This is a genomic window from Streptomyces sp. MMG1533 (genome assembly GCF_001279775.1).
Classification (GTDB): domain Bacteria; phylum Actinomycetota; class Actinomycetes; order Streptomycetales; family Streptomycetaceae; genus Streptomyces.
The window spans coordinates 1-24407 of the sequence record NZ_LGDG01000230.1 but is presented as its reverse complement, the minus strand read 5'-3'; the positions used below and the strand labels follow the sequence as shown (position 1 = coordinate 24407).

Here is a 24407-nt window from a genome sequence, read left to right as displayed (position 1 = left end):
CTAGGCTCTGACTCCCATGGGGACACCGACATCCGGGCAGTTCGGCCCGCCGCCCGCCGTGTGGACACCGCCGACCGACGTCGAACGGCGGCTGCTGGAGGCCAAGTCCCGTGCGGACTGGGACGGTTACCTGCGGGTGCTGCTGGGTGCGGACACCTTCGCCTATGCGCCGAAGGAGCAGATCGACCGCGGCAAGAAGGCCGTCAACTGGCTGCCGTACCGCGCGGCGGACGGCGGCGACTACGTAGCCGTCCACACCCGGGGCGTGCTGCTGCCGCGCCGCCCCGACGTGGTGGCCTGCGAGCTGAAGCTGCCGCTGGCGCCCGAGGAGTGGTGGGGCGAGGGCTGGCGCGGGCTGGTGGTCAACCCCGGTACGCCGGTCGAGGCGTGGTTCCCCGACGCCCGCAACCGGCGCCGCCACTGGAAGGCCCTGAAGAAGGACGCGCCGTCGCGAGGCCATGACGACGACGAGCTGATCACCAAGTACGACGGCCCCCTGCACGGCCCGCTCGCCCACGGCCTGGCCTGCGGAACCCATCTGGCCGTGCACTGCCAGGTGTTGTGGAACGACGTCGGCGACGTGTACGCCGACTACCAGGCCGACGTGGAGGGCCTGCGCGAGTCGTGGGGTACGACGGACCGCGGCCGTTGGCAGCAGCAGTTGACGTATCTCCTCGAGGGCCGCAACAGCCCACCGCACCCGGAGTTCGCGCTGAACGTGCGCCGCGAGCTGGCCGTCCACCATCCCGGAGCGCATGCCGACCCGGAGGTGTGGCGGGCGGTGTCCGTCGAGTTACTGCGGGATCGCGGGGCGGGCCAGGCGGACATCGCCGAAGTGCTGGAGGCGATCGGGCAGATCGTCCGCTACGAGGCACGCTTCCGCGCCGACGGCATCCTGCCACCGGACGGCTGGGTCACCTCCGCCCTCGGCTACGACTACGGCCGCGCGGTCAACTACGCCCGCTGGGGCGTCGGCGCCCGCTTCGCCGAACCCGCCGAGGCCGAACAGGCGGTGCTGGCGGCCGGTGAACTGTGCCGCGAGACCTACACCTCCTGGGAGGCGTTCTCGGCGGGTTACGTCCTCGGCCGGGCCCTGCGCTTCGACGAGGAGTCCTTCGGCCACATGTACTCCTCGGCCCTGACCCCGCACCGCATCCTCACCACCGACCCGGCCAGCCCCTGGCGCCACATCCCCTTCCGCTCCACGACGACCTGACAGAACCGGCCGCTCGCCCGACAAGGACACGCAACACACGAGGTCTAGACTCTCCCCGCAACGGCCTGCACAACCGTGACCGAAAACGGGCAGATTCTGCCAAACCCGAGGGGCATTCGGCGTTTTGATACGGATAGATTCAGTCACCAAGCGGTACCCGGACGGCACGGTGGCGGTCGACCGGCTCTCGTTGGAGATACCCGACCGCTCGATCACCGTCCTCGTCGGACCCTCGGGCTGTGGGAAGACGACGACCCTGCGCATGATCAACCGGATGGTCGAGCTCAGCGAGGGCACCATCCTCCTCGACGGCAAGGACATCCGGCAGCAACCCGTCAACACGCTGCGCCGGTCCATGGGATACGTCATCCAGAACGCCGGGCTCTTCCAGCACCGCACGATCATCGACAACATCGCCACCGTGCCCCGCATGCTCGGCTGGGGCAAGGACAAGGCCCGTGCGCGGGCACGTGAGTTGATGGAACGGGTCGGCCTCGACGGCGCGCTCGCCAAGCGGTACCCCTACCAGCTCTCCGGCGGACAGCAGCAGCGCGTCGGCGTGGCCCGGGCGCTCGCCGCGGACCCGCCGGTGCTGCTCATGGACGAGCCGTTCTCCGCCGTCGACCCCGTGGTCCGCAAGGGTCTGCAGGACGAACTCCTGCGCATCCAGGAGGAGTTGGGCAAGACCATCGTCTTCGTCACGCACGACATCGACGAGGCGGTCAAGCTCGGCACGATGGTCGCCGTGATGCGCACCGGCGGCAAACTCGCCCAGTTCGCGCCGCCCGCCGAGCTGCTGTCCAGCCCCGCCGACGCCTTCGTCGAGGACTTCCTCGGCGCGGACCGCGGCATCCGCAGGCTGTCCTTCTTCTCCTCCACGGAACTCGCCCTGCTGACCACGCCGATCGTCGCGATCGACTCCACCGCCGAGCAGATCGCCGCCCGCCGCGCGGCCGACGCCCCCTACCTCCTCGTCACCGACCTGGACGGCAGGCCCCTCGGCTGGAGCGAGCCACGGGGCCTGACCGCCGGGGACATCAAGGCGGACGAACTCCTGCCGTACGGGCGGCCGTTCGTCGCCGGAACGGACTCGCTGCGGGCCGCGCTCGACTGCGCGGTGCTCTCACCCACCGGCTGGGCGGTCGCCGTGGACGGCGAGGGCCGCGCGGCCGGGGTGGTCTCCCAGCAGACCATCGGCGAGGCGATCCGCGGCGCCCACGCGGAAGGCCGCACGGACGGCAAGGCCGCGAAGGCCGCACAGGTCGCCCGGGTCGCCGAATGAGCGGCTTCTTCGACATCCCCAGCGACCTCCAGCACAGCTGGCTCGGCCTCGTCGGCCTGCACCTGCGCGAGGCCCTGCTGCCGGTGCTGGCCGGGCTGGTGATCTCCCTGCCGCTCGCCCAGCTGTGCGTGCGTTTCCGCTGGCTGTACCCACCGGTGCTGTGGATCACGACCGTGCTGTACGCCATCCCGTCGCTGGCCTTCTTCGTGCTCCTCATCGACTACACCGGCCAGACCGAGCTCACGGTGATGATCCCGCTCACCGTCTACAGCCTCGTCGTCCTGGTCCCGTCGATCGTCGACGGCGTCCGCTCGGTCCCGCAGGAGACCCTCGCCGCCGCGACCGCCATGGGCTTCGGGCCCGTACGCCGTTACGTCCAGGTCCAGTTGCCGATCGCGGTGCCCGCCATCATCGCGGGGCTGCGGGTAGCGACCGTGTCGAGCATCAGCCTCGTCAGCGTCGGCACCCTCATCGGCAACCAGGGCGCCCTCGGCAACCTGCTCAACGACGCCAACATCTACAACCGGCCCGAACTCGCCGTGAACGCCGTGCTCACCATGGCCGCCCTGGCGATCCTCGCCGACGGCCTGCTGGTGGTCCTGCGCCTCCTGCTGACGCCGTGGATGCCGCGCCGGGCGCACACGAAACCGAAGGCCGACCGGCCCGACCCGGCCGCCCTCGCCCTGGAGGACGCAGCCCGGTGAACCTGCTCAACTTCATCAACGCCTTCTTCAGCGACGGCGCCCACTGGACCGGCTACGACGGCATCCCCACGCGGGTGGGCGAACACATCCAGTACACCTTGGAGGCGCTCGCCCTCGCCGCCGCGATCGGGCTGCCGGTCGGCCTGGTCACCGGTCACTTCGGGCGCGGCGGGAACGCCCTCTCCCTGATCGCCACCGCCGGGCGGGCCCTGCCCACCTTCGGCCTGCTGGTGCTGATGACCCTGATGCTCGGGTTCGGCCTGGTGAACGTGATGATCCCGCTGGTCGTCCTCGCCGTCCCGCCGATCCTGGTCACCACCTACGAGGCGATGCGCTCCGTCGACCCGTCGCCGGTGGACGCCGCGCGGGGCATGGGCATGAGCGAGGCCCAGGTGCTGTTCCAGGTCGAACTGCCGGCGGCGCTCCCGCTGATCCTCAGCGGCCTGCGCTCCGCGGCCATCCAGATCGTCTCCACGGCCACCATCGCCGCGTACGTCTCGCTCGGCGGCCTCGGCCGGTACATCGTCGACGGCCTCTACCAGCGCAACTACGAGAAGGTCGTGGGCGGCGCCACGCTGGTCGCCGGGCTGGCGCTGGTGACGCTCGCGTTGTTCTGGGCGGTCACGCGGTTCGCGGTGTCCGCGGGGGTGCGCCGGAGCGGCTGACACACGAAAGGGCCCGGGGAGATGTGCCGTCTCCCCGGGCCCTCTCGCAGCTCAGCCCTCGCTGCGCGCCAGCGCCTGCTCCAGTACGACGAGCAGGGCGTCGCGCACCGAGCCGCGCTCGCGGGCGTCGAACACCACGACCGGGACCCGGTCGTTGACGTCGAGCGCCCAGCGGACCTCATCCATCGTGTGCTCGACGTGCCCGTCGAAGGCGTTGACGGCCACCGCGAACGGGATCTGCTTGTGCTCGAAGTAGTCGACGGCCGCGTAGCAGTCGTCGAGGCGCCGGGTGTCCACGATGACGAGCCCGCCGACCGCGCCCTCGACGAGGTCGTCCCACATGAACCCGAACCGCTCCTGGCCGGGCGTGCCGAACAGGTACAGCTTCAGGGTCGGGTCGATGGTGATGCAGCCGAAGTCCATCGCGACCGTGGTGGTGGTCTTGCGCGGGGTGTGGCTGAGGTCGTCCACGCCCGCCGCCACCTCGGTGATCGCGGCCTCGGTGGTCAGCGGCTCGATCTCGGAGATCGACCCGACGGCGGTGGTCTTGCCCACCCCGAATCCGCCCGCGATCACCATTTTGACCGGCAGCGGTGGTCGTACGGCCGGGGCCTGCGCGGCCCCGGGGCGGGTGGCCGGTTCAGTCGGTGTCACGGAGAACCCCTCGGGAGTCGGGGATGGCCCTGAGGCCATCGATAACCCTTCGCAGGACTGATGCGTCGTGGGTGACGCCGGAGTCGGGCACGTGTACCGTCAACTGCCCCGCCGCACGCAGGTCCTCGGAGAGGATCCGGACCACGTTCAGGTGCAGCCGCAGCCGGGCCGCGATCTCCGCGATGGACTGCGGCCGGCGGCAGGCGGCGACGATGTCGTGCTGTTCGAAGGAGAGCCGGTCGAGCCCGGCGATCCCCTCGGCGGTGGCCACCACCTGGGTCTCGACGGGCATCGTCCGGCCGTTGGCGCTGGGTGCCACCCGGCCGGCGGTGACCAGGAACGGCCGTACGGCGGGGACGGGGCCGACCGGGTCGGGGCCCGGGGGCGTACTGCCGTCCTCGCCGGCACTGCTGGGAGTGCGGCCGTCCGCCATGGGTCGTTCTTCCTCCTCGGCCGGGCGGGCGCCCGGTCAGCGCTTCGACGCGGCGCCGACGCTGTTCTTCAGTTCGAGCACCAGCTGGGGACTGAGTGCGCTGCCCGCACGGTTGGCGAACAGTGTCATCTCGTAGGCGATGTTGCCTAGCTTGGCCTCCTTGTCGGTGACGACGCCGAGGACGGCGCCGCTGCCGACCGCGGAGACCAGCACGTGGCCGCCCTCCAGGTCGATGATGACCTTGTTGAGGCCGCCCAGGCCGTAGTTGCCGGAGGCACCGGCGGCCAGGCTGGTGATGCCGGAGACGATCGCCGCGAGGCGCTCGGAGTCGGCGTGCTCGCGCAGCTCGGACACGGCGATGAGCAGGCCGTCGGAGGAGACGGCGATGGCGTCCACGACGCCCGCCGTCTCGGTCGCGAAACGATTCAACAGCCACGTGAAGTCGGCTGCGGCGGCCTGCAGTTCGGCCGGCGTGGTGCCTCCCGTGGGAGTGTCGCCTGTCGACGTGCTCACTGCTCCGCTCCTTCCGGGGAGTGGTTCTGGCGTTGCGGGGGGTTGGGTGCGGTCACGGGATCGGGGGTGGTGGCGGTGTCGTTTCCGCTGTCGCGGTGGGCGCGCTCCACGGCCGCCTCGAACTCGTCGAGCGCGGCACGGACCGCGTCCGCGTCGGCGGCGCACGGCGCGGCCCGGCGGGCGGCCTGCTGGTCGGGGTCGGTTCCGAAGGTCGTACGGAGGGTCGCACCACGGACGCGACGGCGCAGGGGGCGGGCGCCGGGGCCGTCGCCGGGCGCCCCACCGGAGGCAGAGGCGGCCGGGGACGCCCCGTCGGCGCGGCCCTGAGCGGACGGTGCGGGCTCGCCGGTGCGGGCCCTGGGGATGAAGGGGACGTCGGCGGACTGGAAGCCGTCGGCCGACTCGCCGCCGGGGGCGGCTGAATCGCTGGTGGCCGGCAGGTCGTTCGGGCCGGTGGCGGTTGGCGTGTTGTCCGGTCCGGAGGTGGCTGACTCGCCGTTGGCGCCGGTGGTGGCCGGAGCGTCATTCGGGCCGGTGGCGGCCGTCTTGCCGTTCGTGCCGGAGATCGCCGAGGTGTCCGTCGGGGCGGTGTCGCGCCGGGGCACCCTGCGGGGGAGCGGGGCGGGCTCGTCGTCGGCCCGGGCGGTGCTGTGCGGGGAGGCGGCGCGGGTGGCGCGTACGGGCTCGTCCGCCGTGGACTCGGCGCCCGCCCCCGTGTCGACGGAACCCGCGCGACCGGCCTCGGCGGCCCGCCCCGACCCCGCAGCCGAACTCTGACCGGGACCCGAGGCCGACTCCGAACCCGACTCCGCCTCCCGCCCCGGACCCAAACCCGAACCAGAGGCCGAGCCAGAAGCCGAGCCCGAACCCGAAGCTGAGGCCGAGCCCGACCCCGACCCCGACCCCGAACCCGCACCCGAACCAGCCGCCGCCTCCAACCCCGAAGCGGATCCCGCGGCCGGCGTCGGCCGGGAGTTCGCCGCCGAACCGCCGGAGGCGCCCGCGGCGACCGCCACCGGGCTCATCGTCAGCAGCAGGGACGACGGAATGGTCACCTCGGCGGTCACGCCGCCGCCGGGCGTACGGGACAGGGTCACGCTCACCTCCCAGCGGCGCGCCAGCGTGCCCACCACGAACAGGCCGAGCACCTTCGTGGGGACGAGGTCGAGGCGTTCGCGGCGGATCAGGCGGGCGTTCTCCTCGGCGAGCCGCTCGGCGCTCATGCCGAGGCCGTGGTCGGCGACGACGACCAGCGCGCCCTCGGCGCCCTTGCGGACGGTCACCTCGACGGGACTGCCGGTCGGTGAGAACGACACGGCGTTCTCCACGAGTTCGGCCACCATCAGCGTGAGGTCGCCGATGATGTCGGGCTCGACCATCACCTCGGTCCCGGCGTGGAGCTGCACCCGCTGGAAGCCCTCGATCTGGCCGAGCGCGGCCCGTACGACATTGGTCAGCGCGAGCGGCCCGGAGTCGAGGACGGTCTCCCGGATGCCGGCCAGCAGCATCAGGCTGTCGGCGTTGCGGCGCAGACGGACCGCGATGTGGTCGATGGAGTACAGCCGCTCCAGGAGTGCGGGGTCGGTCTCGCCCCGCTCGACCGCGTCGATCAGCGCCAGCTGCCGGGTGGTCAGGTTGCTGACGCGGCGACCGACGTTGCCGAACATCTCGGCGACGTTGCGGCGACTGAGCACCTGGCGTTCCAGCAGCGCGGACGCGGTGGTCTGTACGTGGTTGAAGGCGTCGGCGAGGTCGCCGATCTCGTCCTTCGCCGTGACCGGGATCTCGCGCAGCCGGATCGGCCCGTCGTCCTCGGTGTCCTCGTCGGCGACGCGGGCGAGTTCCCGGCCGGCGACGTCGGCGACCTCGCGGGCGGCACCGGTGAGTGCCTGCACGGGACGTACGACCGAGCGGCGCACCAGCACCGCGAAGGCGATCCACACGGCGAAGAGGAACAGCGCGAGGCCCAGCAGCAGGACCGCGCGCCAGGCGGCCTCGCTGGAGGCGGCGTCGGCGCGGTCGGCGATCTGGTCGATGAGGGACGTGGTGATCTTCAGCCGGGTCTCGGCCTGCGCCCGGTAGTCGGGATAGGAGTCGAGGGCCTCGGCGAACGCCCGGCGGATCTTCCGGGGCGTGTCGGCCTGGAGGTTGCTGGGGTCGATCTGGAGCTCGGCGTAGTGCTGGCCGATGGCCGCCTGGGAGCTGTTGTGCTCGATGCCGCCCAGCTCGTCCGCCTGCGCCTCGGTGGCGAACCGGGCGAAGCGCTCGGCCTGGTGGGTGTACAGCTCGTAGGCGCCGACCGCGCCGATGAACTCGATGAGGGCGTTGCTGTCCCCGGTGCGCGCGGAGAACACGGCCGTCTCGAAGGAGCTGTGCGCGGCGTCGGCGCGCAGCAGGGAGTCCAGCAGGTTGCCGGTGAAGGTCGCCGCGAGGGCCGCGTTGCGGTCGAGGCCGAGGCCGTCGATCAGTCCTTTGGTGGCGTTGGTGTAGGCGGGGTCGATGTTGTCGGCGGGCAGATAGCCCTGCTCGACGGTGTCGCGCAGGCTGCCGAGACCGTTGATCTCCTTCAGGGCCTGCGCCTCGGTGTCCGGCAGCCGGTCCCCGAAGGTCTCGCGCACCTTCTCGACCTGCGTGTCCACCTCGGCCTGCGCCTTGCGATAGGCGGAGGGGACGGGCATGGCACCGCTGTCGGAGGACTCGTAGCGCACGGACAGCAGGATGGCCTGCTGGTGCTCGGTCTCCACCCGGTCCACCAGCTCGGCGACCTGCGTGCTGTCCCGGACCAGCTCGGCCGCGGAGTTCGCGTTTTGTGCCTGGGACACCTGGTCGGCGATGAGGTAGGCGAGCAGCGTGGCGAGTACGGCCAGCGGCACGCCGACAAGGACGTTGAGTTTGCGGCGGAACGGCCAGCGGTCGGCGAATCCCCGAACGCCACCCCGGGGCTCGTTCGTGGACACCAGGCCTCCTTCGTGACCGATTGTGATCGCTCGTGGATCGGTGCGCCAAGGGCACCAAAGTCGTTTGGAAACGCCCCCGTACCGGGGCGGGACAACACTCGTGCGGCTCCCGCACGCCACTGTGACCGGCGCCAACTTCCGCGAGACTACAGCCTCTTCGGACACCGCTTCGTGCACCCTGAGTCAAGAATCCATTACGACCCGCTCCGCTTAGGCGGGTTCCGTGCGGGCCCGTTCATTTCCCCTTCACAATGGGCGATGCATTGAAGCCAATTGGTAACAGGGCTGCACTTGACTGACCAAGAACCGGCTGGATTGGATCAGCGGAAGAGTTTCCGAGCAACCATCGCCGAGCAACCCCCAGAGTCCGGAACGGGAATCGTGACTTCAACAACCGCACACAGCAGGCCCTTCAGGACACATCCCGGCGTGGCCGCCGTCGCCCTCGCCGCCGCCACGGCCCTGCTCGCGGGATGTTCCTCCTCTGACGACACGTCCGACCCGCTCTCCGGGGACAAGGCGGACGGCGGCACCGTCGTCGTCGGCTCCAACAACTTCGCCGAGAGCATCCTGCTCGCCGACATCTACGGCGAGGCCTTGAAGGCCAAGGGTGTCAAGGTCACCTACAAGCCCAACATCGGCAGCCGTGAGACCACTTACGGCCTGCTGAAGAACGGCTCCATCACGGTCCTGCCGGAGTACAACGGCTCGCTGCTCGCCTATCTGGACCCGAAGGCGGAGCAGAAGACGGCCGAGGCGGTGAACGCGGCCGCGAAGGCCAAGCTCGACTCGAAGCTGACGCTGCTGGACTCGGCGCCCGCCGAGGACAAGGACTCCGTCAGCATCAACGCGGCGACCGCGAAGAAGTACAACCTGACGGCCCAGTCCACCCTCGAGGACCTCAAGGGCATCGCTCCGGATCTGGTCATCGGCGGTTCGCCGGAGTTCCAGACCCGGCAGCAGGGCCTGCTCGGCCTGAAGTCCGCGTACGGACTGGAGTTCAAGTCGTTCAAGGCGCTCGACGCGGGCGGCCCGCTGACCCAGGCGGCGCTGACGAAGAACACCGTGCAGGCCGCGGACATCTTCACCACGGACCCGACCATCACCAAGGAGAAGTTCGTCGTCCTCCAGGACCCGAAGAACCTCTTCGGCTTCGCGAACGTGACCCCGCTGGTCTACAAGTCCGGTCTCTCCCAGGAGGGTGTGGCCGCCCTGAACGAGGTCTCGGCCAAGCTGGACACCAAGGCGCTCCTCGACATGGACTCCCAGGTGCAGCTGGAGAACAAGGACCCGCTCGACGTCGCCCAGGCCTGGCTGAAGTCGGTCGGCCTCGACTGACGCCACCCACGGTCGTCCGCTGCGGGGCGAGGTGACGTCCGCGCGCGAACTGCCCACGGCGCCGACGGAGTTGTAGATCTCCGCCGGCGCCGGGGCCCGCTCAGTAACCTACGGAGAACGTGGCGTCCTGCTGCTCGGTGCTCGTCGAGATCGGGTCGATCCGCAGGACGAAGTTCGAGTGCCGGATGTACCGGGTGGGGTTGTTGTACGAGCGGAAGGACGACCAGGAGGCGTCGGCGAGCCCCGCGGTCCGGTAGAAGGTCGCGTCCGCGGCGAACGACGACGTGCCGTCGTTCACGTCCAGCCGCAGGTTGTAGCTGTAGTGCCGCAGGTAGCGGGTCGGGTGGCTGACCGACTGGAAGGACACGCCGGACGAGTCGGCGAGGCCCGGCACGAGCTTCCACTGGGAGTCGGTGTACGGGTCGAAGGGGTACTCGTCGATCCGGCCGACGTAGCTGCTGTGCCGCACGTAACGGGCCGGGTAGTTGTAGGACTTGAGCCGGTTCCAGGCCGGGGCGCCCCACTTCGCGACGAGGTTGTCGTACTGGGCGGAGGTGATCGGCTGGATGCCGCAGTGCTTGGAGTTGAGCGGCTGGGTGTAGAGGCGCTGGTCCAGGGCGGTCCAGGTGCCGGCCGCGAGGTTGGTGGACTGCCAGGCGTAGAAGACGCCGTTCGGCGTGTAGGTGTCGCCCCAGAGGTAGTAGGTGCTCGACGTCAGGGACTTCACCACCGTCGGTGCCTCCGTGCCGCCGTGCGCGACCGGGGTGCTGAAGGGGGTGAAGCTGCCCGGGTTCAGGGAGGTCGACCGGGCCCCGACGAGCGTCTGGTCCTTCTTGAAGTACAGGTAGTTGACGCCGTTCACGCCGACGGTGAGGTTGCCGTCGATGACGTCGTAGCCGGGGTCGAAGAAGACCTGGGGGTTCGTCGTCGTCTTGAAGTCGGTCGTGTAGCTGACCATGATCACGTTGTGGCCGCTGCTGTTCACCGACGAGTAGAGGATGCCGTACTGGCCGCGCCCGGCGTCCCAGTAGGCCTCCGGCGCCCAGCTGTGCGTGGTGGTCATGTCGTGCAGTTTCAGCAGCCGGTAGCCGGTGAAGGTGCGCAGGTCGGCCGAGTCCCAGACGTGGATGTTCACGCTGGTGCGGGTCCAGTCGGTGCCCTTGAGGTCCGTCGCCATGACGACGAAGGTGCCGTCCTGTTTGCGCAGGATGAAGGGATCGCGCAGACCGCCGGCGCCGAGGGTCGGGGTGACCACCGGGTTGTTCTGGTTCAGCGGCATCCAGCGCAGGCCGTCGGTGCTGACGGCCAGATGGAGGCCGTAGTTGGCCTCGAGCATGGTCGTGGACTCGGTGAAGTAGGCCATGACGTATGCCGAGTCGGCGGCGTGGGCGGTGCCCGCGCCGAGGGTCAGAGCACCGGTGGCGGCGAGCGGGGCGGTCGCGGCCAGGCCGAGGATCAGTCTGCGGGAGGGGTGGGGCATGAGGTCTCCAGGGGGGGTGCGGGTTGCTGGAGTGACCGAATCTCGTTCGGAATTACGAACAGGGTTCGGTGAATCGATCAGAAGGTAGGGTCGCGGTGAGTGCACGTCAATCACACGGTCGGGCTTGGCGGATTTCCGCCATCGCCCGCGCCGCCGCCCCGATCGCCACCGCGTCCCCGCCGAGCAGCGCGGGCAGCACCCGCACCGGGTGACCGCCGACCGGAGGTTCGGCGGCGAGCGTCCGCCCGATCACCGGTTCGACCAGGGCCCACGCCCCGGTGACGCCCCCGCCGATCACGAAGGTCGTGACGTCCAGGAGGCCCGCGGTGACCAGGATCGCCCGGGCCACGGCGGCACCCGCGCCCTCGTACACGGCGAGCGCGTCCGGGTCGCCCTGGACGGCCGCCTCGGCGACCGCGCGGGCGGTGACCGGCCGGCCGGTGAGCTCGCCGTACCGCGCGGCGATCGAGCGGCCGGACGCCAGGGTCTCCAGGTGTCCCCGGCCGCCGCACGTGCACGGCAGGTCTCCGAAGCCGGGGACGTGCCCGATCTCGCCGGCCGCCCCGTGCGGGCCGTCGTACAGCGCCCCGTCCAGCCACAGGGCCCCGCCCACCCCGGTGCCGAGCGTCATCGCGAGTACGTGCGGTTCGCCCGCGACCGCACCGGCCGCCGCCTCACCGCGCAGGAAGGCGTTGACGTCGTTGTCCAGGAACGCGGGCACCCCCAGGGCCTCCTCGACGGCCGCCGTCACACCGAACCCGGCCCAGCCTCGGAACGAGTCGCTCGCCACGAGGATCCGCCCGGCCCGCGCGTCCACGACCCCCGCCGCGCCGACCCCGACGCCGAGCAGCCTTCCGGGCGTACGGCCGAGCAGCAGGCGTACGCCGTCCAGCGCGGCCCCGACCATCGCGGCCCCGCCCTCCTCCGCCGGGGTGGGCACCTCCAGACGGTCGACGACGTTCAAGTCCTCGCCGCACAGGGCGACCTGGGTCGTCGTGCCGCCGATGTCGACACCCGCGATCATGCACGTCACGCGTCGGCCCCCGTCCGGTCTGCCGTACGCCGACGCCGTTGCACCACCGGATCCGGCACGGGTACGGCGGCGATGAGCCGACGTGTGTACTCCGTCTCCGGACGCAGCAGCGTGCCCATGGTCGGCCCCTGCTCCTCGACGTGCCCGGCCCGCATGACGACGACCCGCTGCGCGAACTCCTGCACCACGGCCAGGTCGTGCGACACGAACAGGCAGGCGAACCCCAGCTCCCGCTGCAGGTCGGCGATCACCTCCAGGACCGTCCGCTGCACACTCACGTCGAGCGCGCTGGTCGGCTCGTCCGCCACCAGCAGCCGCGGCCGCAGCACCAGCGCCCGCGCGAGACTCACCCGCTGCCGCTGACCGCCGGACAGCTCACGCGGACCTCGCCGCATCAACTCCCGTGGCAGCCGGACGAGTTCGAGCACCTCCGCGACCCGCTCCCGCCGTTCGGCCGCCGACATGCCGCGCCGGTGCATCCGCAGCGGCTCGGCGACACACTCCGCGACGCTCATCCGCGCGTCCAGCGAGGCCACCGGATCCTGGAGCACCACACCGACACCGGCCAGCAGGGCCCGGCGCGCCCGCCCTCCTGCCCGGCTCAGGTCGGTGCCGAAGAGGGACACCGAGCCGTCGTCCGGCGGAACCAGACCCAGCGCCACCCGCGCCGCCGTCGACTTGCCGGACCCGGACTCGCCCACCAGCCCGACCGTCTCACCGGGGTGGACCGCGAGCGACACGCCGTCGAGGGCCCGTACGGCTCGGCGGCCCCGTCCGAACTGCACGCAGACGTCACGGAGTTGGACCACCGGAGCATCCTCGACGGCCCTCGGCGGCGGCCCTTCACCGCTGAGCCTGAGCCGCGGCACGGCCGCCAGCAGCCGCTGCGTGTACTCGTGCGCCGGCCGCAGCAGCACCTCCTCCACCGGCCCCGTCTCCACGACCTCCCCGCGCAGCATCACGGCCACCCGGTCGGCGAAGTCGGCGACCACGCCCATGTTGTGCGTGACCAGCAGGACACCGGTGCCCGAGTCGACCGCCGACTTCCGCAGCAGGTCCAGGATGTCGGCCTGCACGGTGACGTCGAGAGCGGTCGTCGGCTCGTCCGCGATGAGCAGCCCGGGGGAGTTCGCTATCGCCATGGCGATGACGACCCGCTGCCGTTGCCCGCCCGACAGCTGGAACGGGAACGCGGACGCCCGCCGCTCCGGCTCGGGAATGCCGACCCTGCGCAGGAGCTCGACCGCCTCCCGGGCGGCCTGCGCGCGCGAGACGGGACGGTGATTCCGTACGACCTCCGCTGTCTGCCGGCCGATCCGGGTGAGCGGATCCAGCGCGGTGGCCGGCTCCTGGAACACCATCGACGCGGTACGGCCGCGCAACCGGGCCAGCTCCGCCTCGCCGGCCGCCACCACGTCCGTACCGTCGACCGTCACCCGACCCGACGCCCGCGCGTTGCCCGGCAGCAGCCCCATCGTGGCCAGCGCGACCGTCGACTTGCCGGACCCGGACTCGCCGACCAGCGCCAGCGTCTCGCCGGGCCGGACGTACAGGGACACGTCCCGTACGGCGGGCACGTCACCCGTGTCCGTGGTGAACGTGACCCCGAGGTTCTCCATCTCCAGGATGTTCATCCGCGTCCCCTCACGTCGAAGGCGTCGCGCAGCCCGTCGCCGATCGCGTTGAACGCGCACACGACGAGGATGATCGCGAGGCCCGGCGGAACGATCAGCCACCAGCGCCCGGAGTACGCGGCCGTCAGACCGGCCGACAGCATGCCGCCCCAGTCCGTCGACGGCGGCTGTACGCCCAGCCCGAGATACGACACGTACGCGACGAGCAGGATCGCGTCGGCGACCTGGAAGGTGGCCGCGACCACGATCGTCGACACCGAGTTCGGCAGGACGTGCCGGACGATCGCCCGGCCGTGGGTGCCGCCGGTCGCACGCAGCGTCAGCACGTAGTCGCGGTTCTTGAGCGTGAGCGTCTCCGCCCGGACCAGCCGGGACGGCACCAGCCACGACACCAGGCCGAGGATGACGATCAGCCCGAGCGGGCCCGGCGAGGTGATCGCGGAGACCACCAGCAGGACGAACAGCGCGGGGATCGCGATCCCGGCGTCCACCACCCGCATCATCACCGCGTCCACCCAGCCGCCCGCGTACCCCGCGACCGCGCCCCACAGCGTACCGATGACGGTAGCGAGCAGCCCGGCGGCCAGCCCGACGAGGAGCGAGACCCTCCCGCCGTACATCAGCCGCCCGAGCTCGTCGTGCCCCACGGCGTCGGTGCCGAGCCAATGGGCCCCGCCGGGCGGAAGGTTGACCTGGGTGAGTTCGGTGTGGGTCTGGTCGGTGGAGTACAGGAGTGGTCCGACGAAACAGAACAGCAGAGAGAGGGCCACGATCAGAACTCCGGCGACTGCCGACTTATTGCGCGCGAAGCGCGCAACCAGGGGCGAGGGACGGTGTCGATTTCCGGCTCCGCCGCGGGGCGCGCCCAGCCCCCACCGGCCCGCACTTCGAACACGACCTTCTTGCGCAGTAGTCACGCCCGGCCCTCCTTCACACGCGGATCGACAACCCGCTGCACCACGTCCGCGAGCAACGTGCCCACGACCGTCGCGACGGAGATGACCAGGACGCAGCCGAGCAGCACCGGATAGTCGGAGGACTGTGCGGCGGACCAGAACAGCAGCCCCATCCCCGGGTAGTTGAAGAGCTGCTCGACGACGAGAGCACCGCCGAAGAGCACCGGCACGTAGTAGCCGAGCATCGCGATCACGGGGGTCAGCGAGTTGCGGAACACGTGCCGCCACAGGATCGCCGCCTGCCGTGCGCCGCCGGCCCGCGCGGTGCGGACGTAGTCCTCGGAGAGGTTCTCCAGGGTCGCGGCCCGCATGTACCGGCTGAACACGGCCACCATGGACGCGGCTCCCGTGACGACCGGCAGCACCAGCGCCGCCGGGTCCGCGAACACCTGGGCCAGAGTGTCCCCTTGGGGAGCCTGCGAGGGGAACCAGCGCAGGGTCTGGGTGAAGAGCATGACCAGGATCAGGCCCAGGAAGTACACGGGCGTCGAGTACGCCACGAAGCTCAGCGTGGTGATGACGTAGTCGGCCGGCTTGTTGCGGCGCACGGCCTGCCACATGCCGAGCGGGACCGCCGCCAGCAGTCCGACGAGCGCGGACAGCACGGTCAGCACCAGCGTTTTCGGCAGACGTTGCCCGATGAGCCGGGAGACCGCCTCGTTGAGCGTGTACGACGTGCCGAGATCGCCGTGCAGCAGGGTGTTCAGATAGTAGACGTACTGGACGGGCAGCGGACGGTCCAGGCCCTGTTCGTGGTTGAACGCGGTGATCTGCTCGGCCGTCGCCTGCGGGCCGAGGATCCCGCGCGCGGGACCCCCGGGCAGTGCGTGCAGCAGACAGAAGACCACGATCGTGACGATCAGGATCACGGCCAGGGCCTGGAGGACCCGCCGGGTGAGGTAGAGGAGTGTGTCCACTCAGCTGGTCCACTTCCACTGCGCCGGGTGGAAGTTGGCGAGGGAGTCCTGGGAGAAGCCGCCGAGACCGTTCTTGACGACCGAGATCTGGTAGACGGGCTCCGGCAGCCAGATCACCGGCAGGTCCTTCGCGAGGGCCGCGCTGTAGTCCTGGATCGCCTGGTTCGAACTCGACGTCGTGGAGGCGGAGATGAGCTTGTCGACCTCGGGGTTGGAGTAGTTGCCGAAGTTGGAGCCGCCCTTGGACTGGAACAGTGAGTCGCCGGTCGGGAAGGCGTTGAAGTACCAGCTGCCCGCCGTACCGAAGAAGGACAGTTGCCACTTGCAGACCGACTGGCCGGAGGTGCACGGCGGGGTCTGCGACAGCACCGAGTTCACGGGCGCGGTCTTGATGGAGAACTTGATGCCGGTCTTCGCGAGCGAGGACTGGATCGCGCTCATCATGTTGTCCGTCACGGTCGACCCGGACTGCGACAGCACCTGCATCTCGAACTTCGTGCCCTTGGCGACGCCTTCACCGCACCGGGACGCGCCACTGCCGGGGCTCGTGCAGGTCATGACCCCGCCCTGCTCGGTCCAACCGTGGTCGGTCAGCAGCTTCTGCGCCGCCGATGTCGAGAACGGGTACGGGTTGCTCTTCTGCACGGACGACACGAAGTCCGACGCCTGCCCCTGCGGGATCGGCCCGTAGCCGGGCACCGCCGTGCTGTTGAACACGACCTTCGCCACAGTGCCCTGGTCGATCGAACGCTGGACCGCCTGCCGCGCGTACAGCTGCTTGAACACGGCGCCCATCGCGGGGTTGTTGAAGTTGTAGGGCATATAGGTGATCGCCCAGCCCGACCATGGCTTCACCGAGTAGCCCTGCGCGGTGAAGCTGTCCTTCTGGTCGAGGTCGGTCGCCTCGATGTAGCCATAGTCGACGCCGCCCGAGCGCAGCGCGTTCTTCTCGGCGTCCGCCGTGGTGAACGGCAGCAGGTTCACGGTCGGGACGGCCGGCTTCTCGCCGCCGTCGTACTTCGTGTTGGCGGTGAGCACCACCTTGCCGGCGGTCGAGAAGGACTTGACCGCGTAGGGGCCGCTGATGGCCTTCCACAGGGCGTTGGTCTGGTAACCGGCGATGTTCTTCGCGGCGTTGTTGAGGTACGTCCACACCTGCTCGGCGTCGCCGCCCTTGTCCCAGACATGCTGCGGCAGCGGCGTGATCTGGCTCAGCTCGTTCGCCAGCATCCACTGGGGGTTGTAGGACTTGTCGAAGGTGATCGTGAAGTGACGGTCGTCCTCGGCCTTGAAGGACGTCCAGTTGTCCGGGGCCTTGCCGGGGTTGTACCCCGCCCATTGCGCCTTGTTCGCCTTGATGAGGTCGAACCAGAACTGCACGTCACGGGAGGTGATCGGCTTCCCGTCGCTCCAGTGCCGGTCGCCGAGGGTGATGCGGACGCTCTTGCCGTCGGAGGCGAAGTCGGCTGCCGTGGCGACCGAACCCGCCTTGTTCCAGGCGATCTTGCCGGTCGAGCCGTCGTACGCGACGAGCGGCTCCCACAGCGTGTTCGCGATGGAGATGTTGTTGGTGTTCAGGTGGGCCGCCGTGCCGATCGGCAGGATCCAGTTCGGCGTGAAGTTCGCGGGCAGCGCGTAGTCGATCGAGTCGTGCGACGCCGACGACGAGCCGCTCGCCCCGGAGCAGCCCGCGAGCAGCGACGTGCCTGCCAGAAGGGCGGCGGCACCGGCGACGAGCCTCGTGCGAGCAGGGGACATGGCTCTCCTCAGGGGGAACAGAAGCGGGGTGCAGCCAGTGAACGACCCCTGTGTTGGAAGAAACAGGCATGCCGCCGTAAAAAGCCTGTTTCTGCTGTTCTGGAAAAACACGGGAGGGGGTTTCGACGGCCTACGCTCGGGGCCCCGGCCGCCGATGACGGGAGTAACTTCGTCCATGACCGAAAAAAGTGCGTCGCGTCGGAGAGGCGGAGTGGGCGTCTCCTCGCTGACCGAGCGCGTCCTCGAACTCCTCGCCTCCGGGCAGGCGACCACGCGTACCGAACTCGCCGCACTGCTCGGCGCCGCGCCCTCGACGGTGTCGTTCGCGGTGGGCCGGTTGATGTCCCACGGGCTGGTCGCCGAGGAGGGCACGCTGTCCTCGACCGGCGGACGCCCGCGCAAGGTGCTGCGGCTCGGCGGCAGCGACGGATACGCGGTGGCGGCCGAACTCGGCGGCAGGCACGCCCACGTGGGCGTCGTCCACCCCGGCGGCGGTCTCACCGACGTCTCCACCGTGCCGTTCCCGACGGCCGACGGCCCCGAGGCGGCGCTCCCCGGACTGGCCGGCACCCTCGAAGAACTCGCCGACCGGCACGGGCGTCACCTGCTGCGGGGCGTCGGCCTCTCCCTGCCGGGCCCGGTCGACGTCGACTCCGGCGTGGTCACCCTGCCTTCCCGGATGCCCGGCTGGAACCGCTACCCCGTCCGGGACTGGCTGGAGGACCGCTTCGGGGTACGGGCGGCCGTCGAGAACGACGCCAACTGCATGGCCGTAGGCGAGCACACCGTCCAGCCCGCCGAGCGCCGCCAGTCGGTCATGGTGAAGTCCGGCACCGCGATCGGCGCGGGCGTCATCGCCGACGGCCGCCTCTACCGGGGCGGCTCCGGGGCCGCCGGCGAGATCACCCACGTCCGCGTCGAGGCCGCCCACGACACGCCCTGCTCCTGCGGCAACACCGGCTGTCTGGAGACCGTCGCCTCCGGTGCCGCCCTCGTCCGCATCCTGCGCGAACGCGGCCTCGACGTGACGTCCACCGAGGACGTCGTACGGCTCGCCCGCGACGCCGACCCGGAGGCGACCCGCGCGGTCCGCCAGGCCGGCCGCTACCTCGGGCAGGTGCTCGCCGCGAACGTCAACTTCTTCAACCCCGACGCGGTGTACCTCGGCGGCATCCTCTCCACGCTGGAGCCGTTCGTCGCCGCCGTCCGCAGCCAGCTCTACGAGGGCTGCCATCCCCTCGTCACCGAGCACCTGGTCATCGAGCGGGCCAGCCTCGGCGCCGACGCCGGTCTGGTCGGCGCGGGCCAGTTCGCTTTGCAGCGGGCGCTGACGCACGCGCTGGAGGCGGTCACCGGAGCGCACCTTTCACCTCCCGGCAACCACCCCTCATCTGCCGGCAACCACACCTGAGCCCCGGTCAGCCACCCTTGACCTTTCGCCGACGTCTGGAGCACCCATGCCGGAACCCCGTCCCGTCATCGCCGTCGCCGGACTCGGCATCGAGTCCTCGACCTTCTCCCCGGCGCGCACCGGGGCCCCCGCCTTCCACCCGCAGCGCGGCGCGGACGTGCTGACGCGCTACCCCTTCCTGGCCCCCGGGCAGCCCCTGCGCAGCGCCGCGCACTGGCGCGGCGCACTGGTCGGCAAGGCCCTCCCCGGCGGCCCGGTGACGGGAGGCGCGTACGCCGAACTGGCGGCCGAACTCCTCAACAGACTGAGCGAGTCGGGTCCGATCGACGGCCTCTGGTACGACATCCACGGCGCGATGACGGTGGAGGGCCTGGACGACGCCGAGGCCCAACTCCTGTACCGCATACGGGAAGTGGTCGGCCCGAACGTCCTCGTGTCCACCTCGATGGACCTGCACGGCAACGTCTCCCGCGAGCTCGTCCACCAGAGCGACCTGATCACCTGCTATCGCACGGCCCCGCACGAGGACGCCATGGCGACGAAGGAGCGCGCGGCCCGCAATCTCGTGGACCTGCTGGCGAGCGGCGCACCCCGCCCGGTCAAGGCCTGGATCCCGGTGCCGGTGCTGCTGGCCGGCGAGCAGACCTCGACCCGCATCGAACCCGCGAAGAGCGTGTACGCGGCCGTGGACGAGGTGGCGGCGGCGGACGGCGTGACGGACGCGGCGATCTGGGTCGGCTACGCGTGGGCGGACGAGCCGCGCAACCGGGCCGCGGTGGTCGTCACGGGGCCCTCGCCGGACGCCGTCACCGCCGGTGCGGAGCAGCTGGCGGCCGGCTTCTGGAAGGCCCGCCACGACTTCGACTTCGTCGCACCGACGGCCACGCTGGAGGAGTGCCTCGACGCCGCGCTCGCCTCCACCGCCCGCCCCTACTTCATCAGCGACACCGGCGACAACCCGACCGCCGGCGGGGCCGGGGACGTCACCTGGGGCCTCCAACAGGTCCTGGAACGAACGGAGTTCAAGGACCCGTCCGGCCCCACGGTCATCTACGCCTCACTCCCCGGCCCCGGCGCCGTCGACACGGCGGTGGCGGCCGGCGTCGGCGCGAGAGTCACGGTCACCGCGGGCGCGGAGGTCGACGACCGCCACGCCGGCCCGCTCACCCTGACCGGCGTGGTGCACGCGGTCCGGCACGGCGACCGGGACGCGGAGGCCGAGGTCGTGCTGCGGGTGGGCAGCGTCCATGTGGTCCTGACCCGGCTGCGCAAGCCGTATCACCACGAACACGACTTCACCGAACTGGAGTTGGACCCGCGTGCGGCCGATGTCGTCATCGTGAAGATCGGCTATCTGGAGCCCGAGCTGTTCGCCATGGCCGCCGACTGGAAGATGGCGCTCACCCCGGGCGGCGTCGACCAGGAGCTGACCCGCCTCGGCCACCGCCGCATCCGCCGGCCGCTGTTCCCCTTCGACCAGGACATGCCCGACCCGGACCTCACGGCCCGGCTGATCGCGCCCTCGAACAAGGAGCTCACCGGCCCGGACGAGTGAGCTGAGCCCCGCCCCCGCCCGCCTCGGCGATCAGCCGGTCCAGCAGGGCGATCAGCACGTCCCGGCTCGACTCGCGCTCGCGCGCGTCGCACAACAGCACCGGGACGTGCTCCGGCAGCGCCAGGGACTCCCTGATCTCCTCGGCCGGATACGGGTGCTGCCCATGGAAGCCGTTGACACCGACGACGAACGGGATGCCCCGCCGCTCGAAGAAGTCGACGGCGGCGAAGCTCGACTCCGGTCTGCGCACGTCGAACAGCACGACGGCGCCCAGCGCACCGACGGCCAGGTCGTTCCACATGAACCAGAACCGCTGCTGCCCCGGGGTGCCGAAGAGATACAGCACCAGCCGGTCGTTGATGGTGATCCGGCCGAAGTCCAGGGCGACCGTCGTGGCCGCCTTCTTCTCGATGCCGGCGAGGTCGTCGACGCCCAGGCCCGCCACGGTCAGCGGTTCCTCGGTGCGCAGCGGAACGATCTCGCTGACCGAACCGACCATCGTGGTCTTGCCGACGCCGAACCCTCCGGCGATCAGGATCTTGACGGTGTCGGGCGCGACGGGTGTGACGGGCGCGACGGATGCGTCGGTCGCCTCGGGCGCCGCCCGGGCGGCGGGATCAGAGCCGGCCAAGGCCGTCCCTCACTTTCTGCAGCAGGTCCAGGTCCAGTTCCGGGGTCCGGGAGACGGGGTGCGGGGGATGGGCGGTGATCAGGCCGGCCTCCAGCAGATCGCAGAGCATGATGACGACCACGCTCACCGGGAGGTCCAGCAGCGCGGCCAGCTCCGCCACCGCGAGCGGCCGCTCGCACCGGCGCAGGATCCGCGCCTGCTCGGCCTGCGGCCGTGGGGCCTGCTCCGGCGGCGGGTCCACCGCGGTCACCGTCGTGATGAGGGTGAAGTCGGCGCGGCTGGGCCGGGTCCGTCCGCCGGTCAGAGCGAAGGGCCGTACCAGCCGCCCCGCCGCGTCGCTTCCGCTCACCTCACTCGCCGGTGGGGGTCGTTGGGCCCACATGCGCCCGCGGCGCCGCGCTGAGGTGCTCGCCGATCTTCTTCACCAGCATGTTCATCTGGTACGCCACCACACCGACGTCCGCGTTCGGTCCGGTCAGCACGACGAGGTGGGCACCGGGTCCGGCCGAGGTGAGTATCAGGTAGCTGTGGGCCATCTCGATGAGTGCCTGGCGCACGGGGCCGCCCCGGAAGTCCATGCTGACCCCCTTGCTGAGGCTCATCAGCCCGGACGCGGTCGCCGCCAGCCGTTCCGCGTCGTCGCGCACGAACCCGGTGGACCTGCTGACGACCAGTCCGTCCTCGGAGAGCACCACGGCGTGGTTCACGTCGGCGACCCGGTCCACGAGTCCGGTGAGCAACTGGTCCAGCTGGGTGTCCGTGGCGGGGGTGGGGCGTGTCATGGCGGTGTCCTTCATGAGCGGTCGGTGTCGGAAGTCGGGGTGCCTGCCGGTTCCGGGGAGGGGGCCTTCGGCGCGGCCGGTGCGTCTTCGCCGTATGGCGCCTGCTCGTCGTCCGGCGCCTGCTCGTCGCACGGCGCCTGCTCGCCCCTGGCCTCGCCCTCACGCTCGTCCTCGTCCCGCGCCCGGAACGTACCGCGTTGGAACCCGGCGAGCGAGCAGGCGGCACGTTCCGCGGTGAAGTCGTCGAGGTCGTCCTCGACGGCGGGCGCGGAGTCCTCGCGGAGTTCGTCGACCAGGCTGGTCTGCGGCACCCGGCGGGGCAGCGGGGCGAGGCCGTCGGACCGGGGGGTGAGAGCGGGGGCGGTGCGTGCGGCGGGAACGGGCCGGGCCGTGCGGGCGGGCGGCCCGGCCTTCACGAGCTCGGTCTCCGCCACGTCCTTTGCGTCCGCCGAGCAGTCCGTGTCCGCGTCGGCCCCCTCCCGCACCACGATGTCGTGCGGGATCAGCACGATCGCCGTGGTGCCGCCGTACGGCGAGGAGCGCAGCGTCACGGCGATGCCGTGCCGGTTGGCGAGCCGGGAGATCACGAACATGCCGAGCCTCAGGTCGTCCGCCAGCGCCACCACGTCGAACTTCGACGGCCCGGCCAACTGGGCGTTGAGAGAGGCGTAGTCGTCCTCGGACATGCCCAGGCCCCGGTCCTCCACCTCGACGGCCAGACCCTTGGCCACCATCGCCGCCCGCACTCCGACGGGGCTGGGCGTGGGGGAGTACACGGTGGCGTTGTCGATGAGCTCGGCCAGCAGATGGATCACGTCCGCCACCGCGGGCGGGGCGAGGCACACGTCCTCGTCGGTGTGCACCTCCACCCGCCGGTACTCGGCGACCTCGCCGACCGCGCTTCGCAGGATGTCGATCAGCGCGACCGGCTCGGTCCAGCTGCGCCGCGGCTGCTCGCCGCTGATGATGACGAGGTTCTCCTCGTAGCGGCGCAACTGGCTGGCCGTGGAGTCCAGTTCGTACAGGCCCTTGAGGACGTCGGGGTCCTGGTGCTCGCGTTCCAGTGCGTCCAGCTGGCTGAGCTGGAGGTTGACCAGGTTCTGGCTCTGCCGGGCGATGCCCAGGATCACCTTCTGGAAGCCGCGGCGGGTGTCGGCGAGTTCGACGGCGGTCACCACCGCGGTGCGCTGTGCGGTGTTGAACGCCTGGGCCACCTGGCCGAGTTCGTCCGAGCCGTAGTCCAGCGGGGGCGCCGCCAGGTCCACGTCGACGGTCTCGCCCTTGTCCAGCCGGCGGACCACGTCGGGCAGCCGTTCCTCGGCCAGGCCGAGCGTGGCCTGCCTGAGGCCGCGCAGCCGCCGGGACAGGGAGCGGGTGATCCGCCAGGACATGCCGGCGCACAGCAGCAGGGCGACCAGTCCGCCCGTGCTCAGGGAGGCCGCCGTCAACAGCAGGTCGTCGGCCTTGTCGGCGCTGCGGGTGAGCAGTCCGGACGTCTGCTGCCGGATCAGGGTGCCGTACCGGTCGGAGACCTTCTGCAGTGCGGCGGTCCACTGCTTCTGCACGTCGTCCGGCAGCGTGACCCGGCGGGCGTCGCCGGTCGGCCGGGCCGCGAGCACCTGGTCCTCGATGGTCTGCAGGGTCTGCCACTCCGCGCTCTGCAGGATCCGCTCGGTCTGTGTCTTCGCGGGGCCGCGCAGCGAGGGGATGATCTGGTCCTGGACGATCCAGCGGCGGGTGCTCACCAGCCGGCCGAACTCGGTCCACGCCTTCTCGTCGACGTACCCGGCCGGCCAGGCCAGCGTGAGCAGCGCGTCCTCCTGGGAGACCAGCTCCGCCGCGTGCTCCAGCGCGACCAGCGGACCGGCCTGCGAGGTGAGGTCGCCGTCGTCGACCTGGGAGAGCTCCTGGAAGGCGTGGATCTGGTCGTCGATGATCGAGGTGTACTGGCCCAGCGCCTGCTTGGCGGTGATGTCGCCGGGGTCGTCGATCTGGCTCCGGTAGTACTCCAGACTGCCCACCGACCCGACGACCGAGTACAGCCGGTCCGCGATACGGGCGGGGGCCCGCTGGACCTGGTCCGAATGGCCGACGAGCTTCGCGACCGCCGCGTCGGTCTCCTTGCGTGCCTGGTCCAGCGCGGCCCGGGAGCCGGGCTGCGAGGCCAGCCAGGCGGCCGACAGGCCGCGTTCCTGCTGCAGCGCGAGCGTGGCGTCGGTGCCCATGGCGCCGGTGGACATGCTCAGCTCCGTCTGCGAGCGCAGCCGGAGGCCCTCCGAGAACATCTGCGTCGTCGTCAGACCCCACACGGCGGCGAGGGTGACGCTCGGGACCAGCGCCAGGAGGATGAGGGAGAGACGTATGGAACCGAGGCGGCGGCGCCGCCGGGTACCTGTCCGTCGAGACATGGCCGTCCTTGGGCGATCGAGCGGGGAACGGGGAGCGGGAGGGAGCGGGAGACGAGGGGGAGGGGAGGCGAGGGGAGGGG

21 protein-coding genes are annotated in these 24407 nt (G+C 71.0%); 7 read left to right on the top strand and 14 right to left on the bottom strand.

Features of this window, described 5'->3' with window-relative positions:
• Positions 1 to 16 precede the first annotated feature (16 nt).
• The 4 genes from ADK57_RS28460 (at position 17) to ADK57_RS28445 (ending at position 3867) form a co-directional block, all read left to right on the top strand.
• Positions 17 to 1216 carry a DUF1266 domain-containing protein gene (locus ADK57_RS28460; RefSeq protein ID WP_063786023.1) on the top strand — a complete coding sequence of 400 codons (1200 nt, stop codon included), beginning with the start codon at positions 17 to 19 and terminating at the stop codon, positions 1214 to 1216.
• 124 nt (positions 1217 to 1340) lie between these two features.
• Positions 1341 to 2498, top strand: a complete 1158-nt coding sequence (locus tag ADK57_RS28455) for an ABC transporter ATP-binding protein (RefSeq protein ID WP_053752460.1) — start codon at positions 1341 to 1343, stop codon at positions 2496 to 2498.
• Positions 2495 to 3202: an ABC transporter permease gene (locus ADK57_RS28450; protein WP_053752459.1), complete on the top strand. Its 708-nt coding sequence runs from the start codon at positions 2495 to 2497 to the stop codon at positions 3200 to 3202. The genes ADK57_RS28455 and ADK57_RS28450 overlap by 4 nt, the downstream gene beginning before the upstream one ends.
• The gene (locus ADK57_RS28445; protein WP_053752458.1) at positions 3199 to 3867 is read left to right on the top strand and encodes an ABC transporter permease; all 669 of its coding nucleotides are present in this window, start codon (positions 3199 to 3201) and stop codon (positions 3865 to 3867) included. The genes ADK57_RS28450 and ADK57_RS28445 overlap by 4 nt, the downstream gene beginning before the upstream one ends.
• Positions 3868 to 3918: 51 nt before the next feature.
• Here ADK57_RS28445 and ADK57_RS28440 read toward each other — a convergent pair whose 3' ends face one another.
• From ADK57_RS28440 to ADK57_RS28425, 4 genes are read right to left on the bottom strand one after another with little or no spacing between them, the layout of a single operon-like run.
• Complete coding sequence (locus ADK57_RS28440; RefSeq protein WP_053752457.1) at positions 3919 to 4521, bottom strand: GTP-binding protein; 603 nt, start codon at positions 4519 to 4521, stop codon at positions 3919 to 3921.
• Complete coding sequence (locus tag ADK57_RS28435) at positions 4508 to 4954, bottom strand: DUF742 domain-containing protein (protein WP_053752456.1); 447 nt, start codon at positions 4952 to 4954, stop codon at positions 4508 to 4510. Before ADK57_RS28435 ends, ADK57_RS28440 begins: the two co-directional genes overlap by 14 nt.
• Before the next feature lie 36 nt (positions 4955 to 4990).
• A complete protein-coding gene (locus ADK57_RS28430) occupies positions 4991 to 5467 on the bottom strand; it encodes a roadblock/LC7 domain-containing protein (protein WP_053752455.1) in 477 nt (158 codons plus the stop codon).
• Positions 5464 to 8424 carry a HAMP domain-containing histidine kinase gene (locus ADK57_RS28425; protein WP_053752454.1) on the bottom strand — a complete coding sequence of 987 codons (2961 nt, stop codon included), beginning with the start codon at positions 8422 to 8424 and terminating at the stop codon, positions 5464 to 5466. Before ADK57_RS28425 ends, ADK57_RS28430 begins: the two co-directional genes overlap by 4 nt.
• Before the next feature lie 381 nt (positions 8425 to 8805).
• Between ADK57_RS28425 and ADK57_RS28420 the strand changes: the two genes are divergently transcribed.
• The gene (locus tag ADK57_RS28420; protein ID WP_053752453.1) at positions 8806 to 9762 is read left to right on the top strand and encodes an ABC transporter substrate-binding protein; all 957 of its coding nucleotides are present in this window, start codon (positions 8806 to 8808) and stop codon (positions 9760 to 9762) included.
• A 100-nt stretch (positions 9763 to 9862) separates the two neighbouring features.
• Here the strand turns inward: ADK57_RS28420 and ADK57_RS28415 are convergent, their stop codons facing one another.
• From ADK57_RS28415 to ADK57_RS28390, 6 genes are all read right to left on the bottom strand, one after another.
• Entirely contained in the window at positions 9863 to 11242 is a 1380-nt protein-coding gene (locus ADK57_RS28415; protein ID WP_053752452.1) for a glycoside hydrolase family 43 protein, read from the bottom strand.
• Between the two features lie 106 nt (positions 11243 to 11348).
• Positions 11349 to 12266: an ROK family protein gene (locus ADK57_RS28410; RefSeq protein WP_053752510.1), complete on the bottom strand. Its 918-nt coding sequence runs from the start codon at positions 12264 to 12266 to the stop codon at positions 11349 to 11351.
• A 5-nt stretch (positions 12267 to 12271) separates the two neighbouring features.
• Positions 12272 to 13909 carry a dipeptide ABC transporter ATP-binding protein gene (locus tag ADK57_RS28405; RefSeq protein ID WP_053752451.1) on the bottom strand — a complete coding sequence of 546 codons (1638 nt, stop codon included), beginning with the start codon at positions 13907 to 13909 and terminating at the stop codon, positions 12272 to 12274.
• Positions 13906 to 14778 (bottom strand): ABC transporter permease, encoded by an 873-nt coding sequence (locus tag ADK57_RS28400; protein ID WP_053752509.1) that lies wholly within the window; start codon positions 14776 to 14778, stop codon positions 13906 to 13908. The genes ADK57_RS28405 and ADK57_RS28400 overlap by 4 nt, the downstream gene beginning before the upstream one ends.
• A gap of 44 nt (positions 14779 to 14822) precedes the next feature.
• Positions 14823 to 15782, bottom strand: coding sequence for an ABC transporter permease (locus ADK57_RS28395; protein WP_053752450.1), 960 nt, complete (start codon positions 15780 to 15782; stop codon positions 14823 to 14825).
• Positions 15783 to 17540 (bottom strand): peptide ABC transporter substrate-binding protein, encoded by a 1758-nt coding sequence (locus ADK57_RS28390; protein ID WP_053752449.1) that lies wholly within the window; start codon positions 17538 to 17540, stop codon positions 15783 to 15785.
• Between the two features lie 175 nt (positions 17541 to 17715).
• Here ADK57_RS28390 and ADK57_RS28385 point away from each other — a divergent pair, with 175 nt between their 5' ends.
• Together ADK57_RS28385 and ADK57_RS28380 are read left to right on the top strand one after the other, a co-directional pair.
• On the top strand, positions 17716 to 18951 hold the full coding sequence (locus ADK57_RS28385) for an ROK family transcriptional regulator (protein ID WP_053752448.1): 1236 nt from the start codon (positions 17716 to 17718) through the stop codon (positions 18949 to 18951).
• A gap of 46 nt (positions 18952 to 18997) precedes the next feature.
• On the top strand, positions 18998 to 20506 hold the full coding sequence (locus tag ADK57_RS28380; protein ID WP_053752447.1) for a M81 family metallopeptidase: 1509 nt from the start codon (positions 18998 to 19000) through the stop codon (positions 20504 to 20506).
• Here ADK57_RS28380 and ADK57_RS28375 read toward each other — a convergent pair.
• Genes ADK57_RS28375 through ADK57_RS28360 form a run of 4 tightly spaced genes read right to left on the bottom strand, consistent with a single transcriptional unit; the run spans position 20487 to position 24327 of the window.
• On the bottom strand, positions 20487 to 21137 hold the full coding sequence (locus ADK57_RS28375; RefSeq protein ID WP_053752446.1) for a GTP-binding protein: 651 nt from the start codon (positions 21135 to 21137) through the stop codon (positions 20487 to 20489). The genes ADK57_RS28380 and ADK57_RS28375 overlap by 20 nt on opposite strands.
• Positions 21124 to 21486, bottom strand: coding sequence for a DUF742 domain-containing protein (locus ADK57_RS28370; protein ID WP_053752445.1), 363 nt, complete (start codon positions 21484 to 21486; stop codon positions 21124 to 21126). Before ADK57_RS28370 ends, ADK57_RS28375 begins: the two co-directional genes overlap by 14 nt.
• Position 21487: 1 nt before the next feature.
• Positions 21488 to 21919, bottom strand: coding sequence for a roadblock/LC7 domain-containing protein (locus ADK57_RS28365; RefSeq protein WP_053752444.1), 432 nt, complete (start codon positions 21917 to 21919; stop codon positions 21488 to 21490).
• Between the two features lie 11 nt (positions 21920 to 21930).
• Positions 21931 to 24327 carry a nitrate- and nitrite sensing domain-containing protein gene (locus tag ADK57_RS28360; RefSeq protein ID WP_053752443.1) on the bottom strand — a complete coding sequence of 799 codons (2397 nt, stop codon included), beginning with the start codon at positions 24325 to 24327 and terminating at the stop codon, positions 21931 to 21933.
• Between the last annotated feature and the right edge of the window lie 80 nt (positions 24328 to 24407).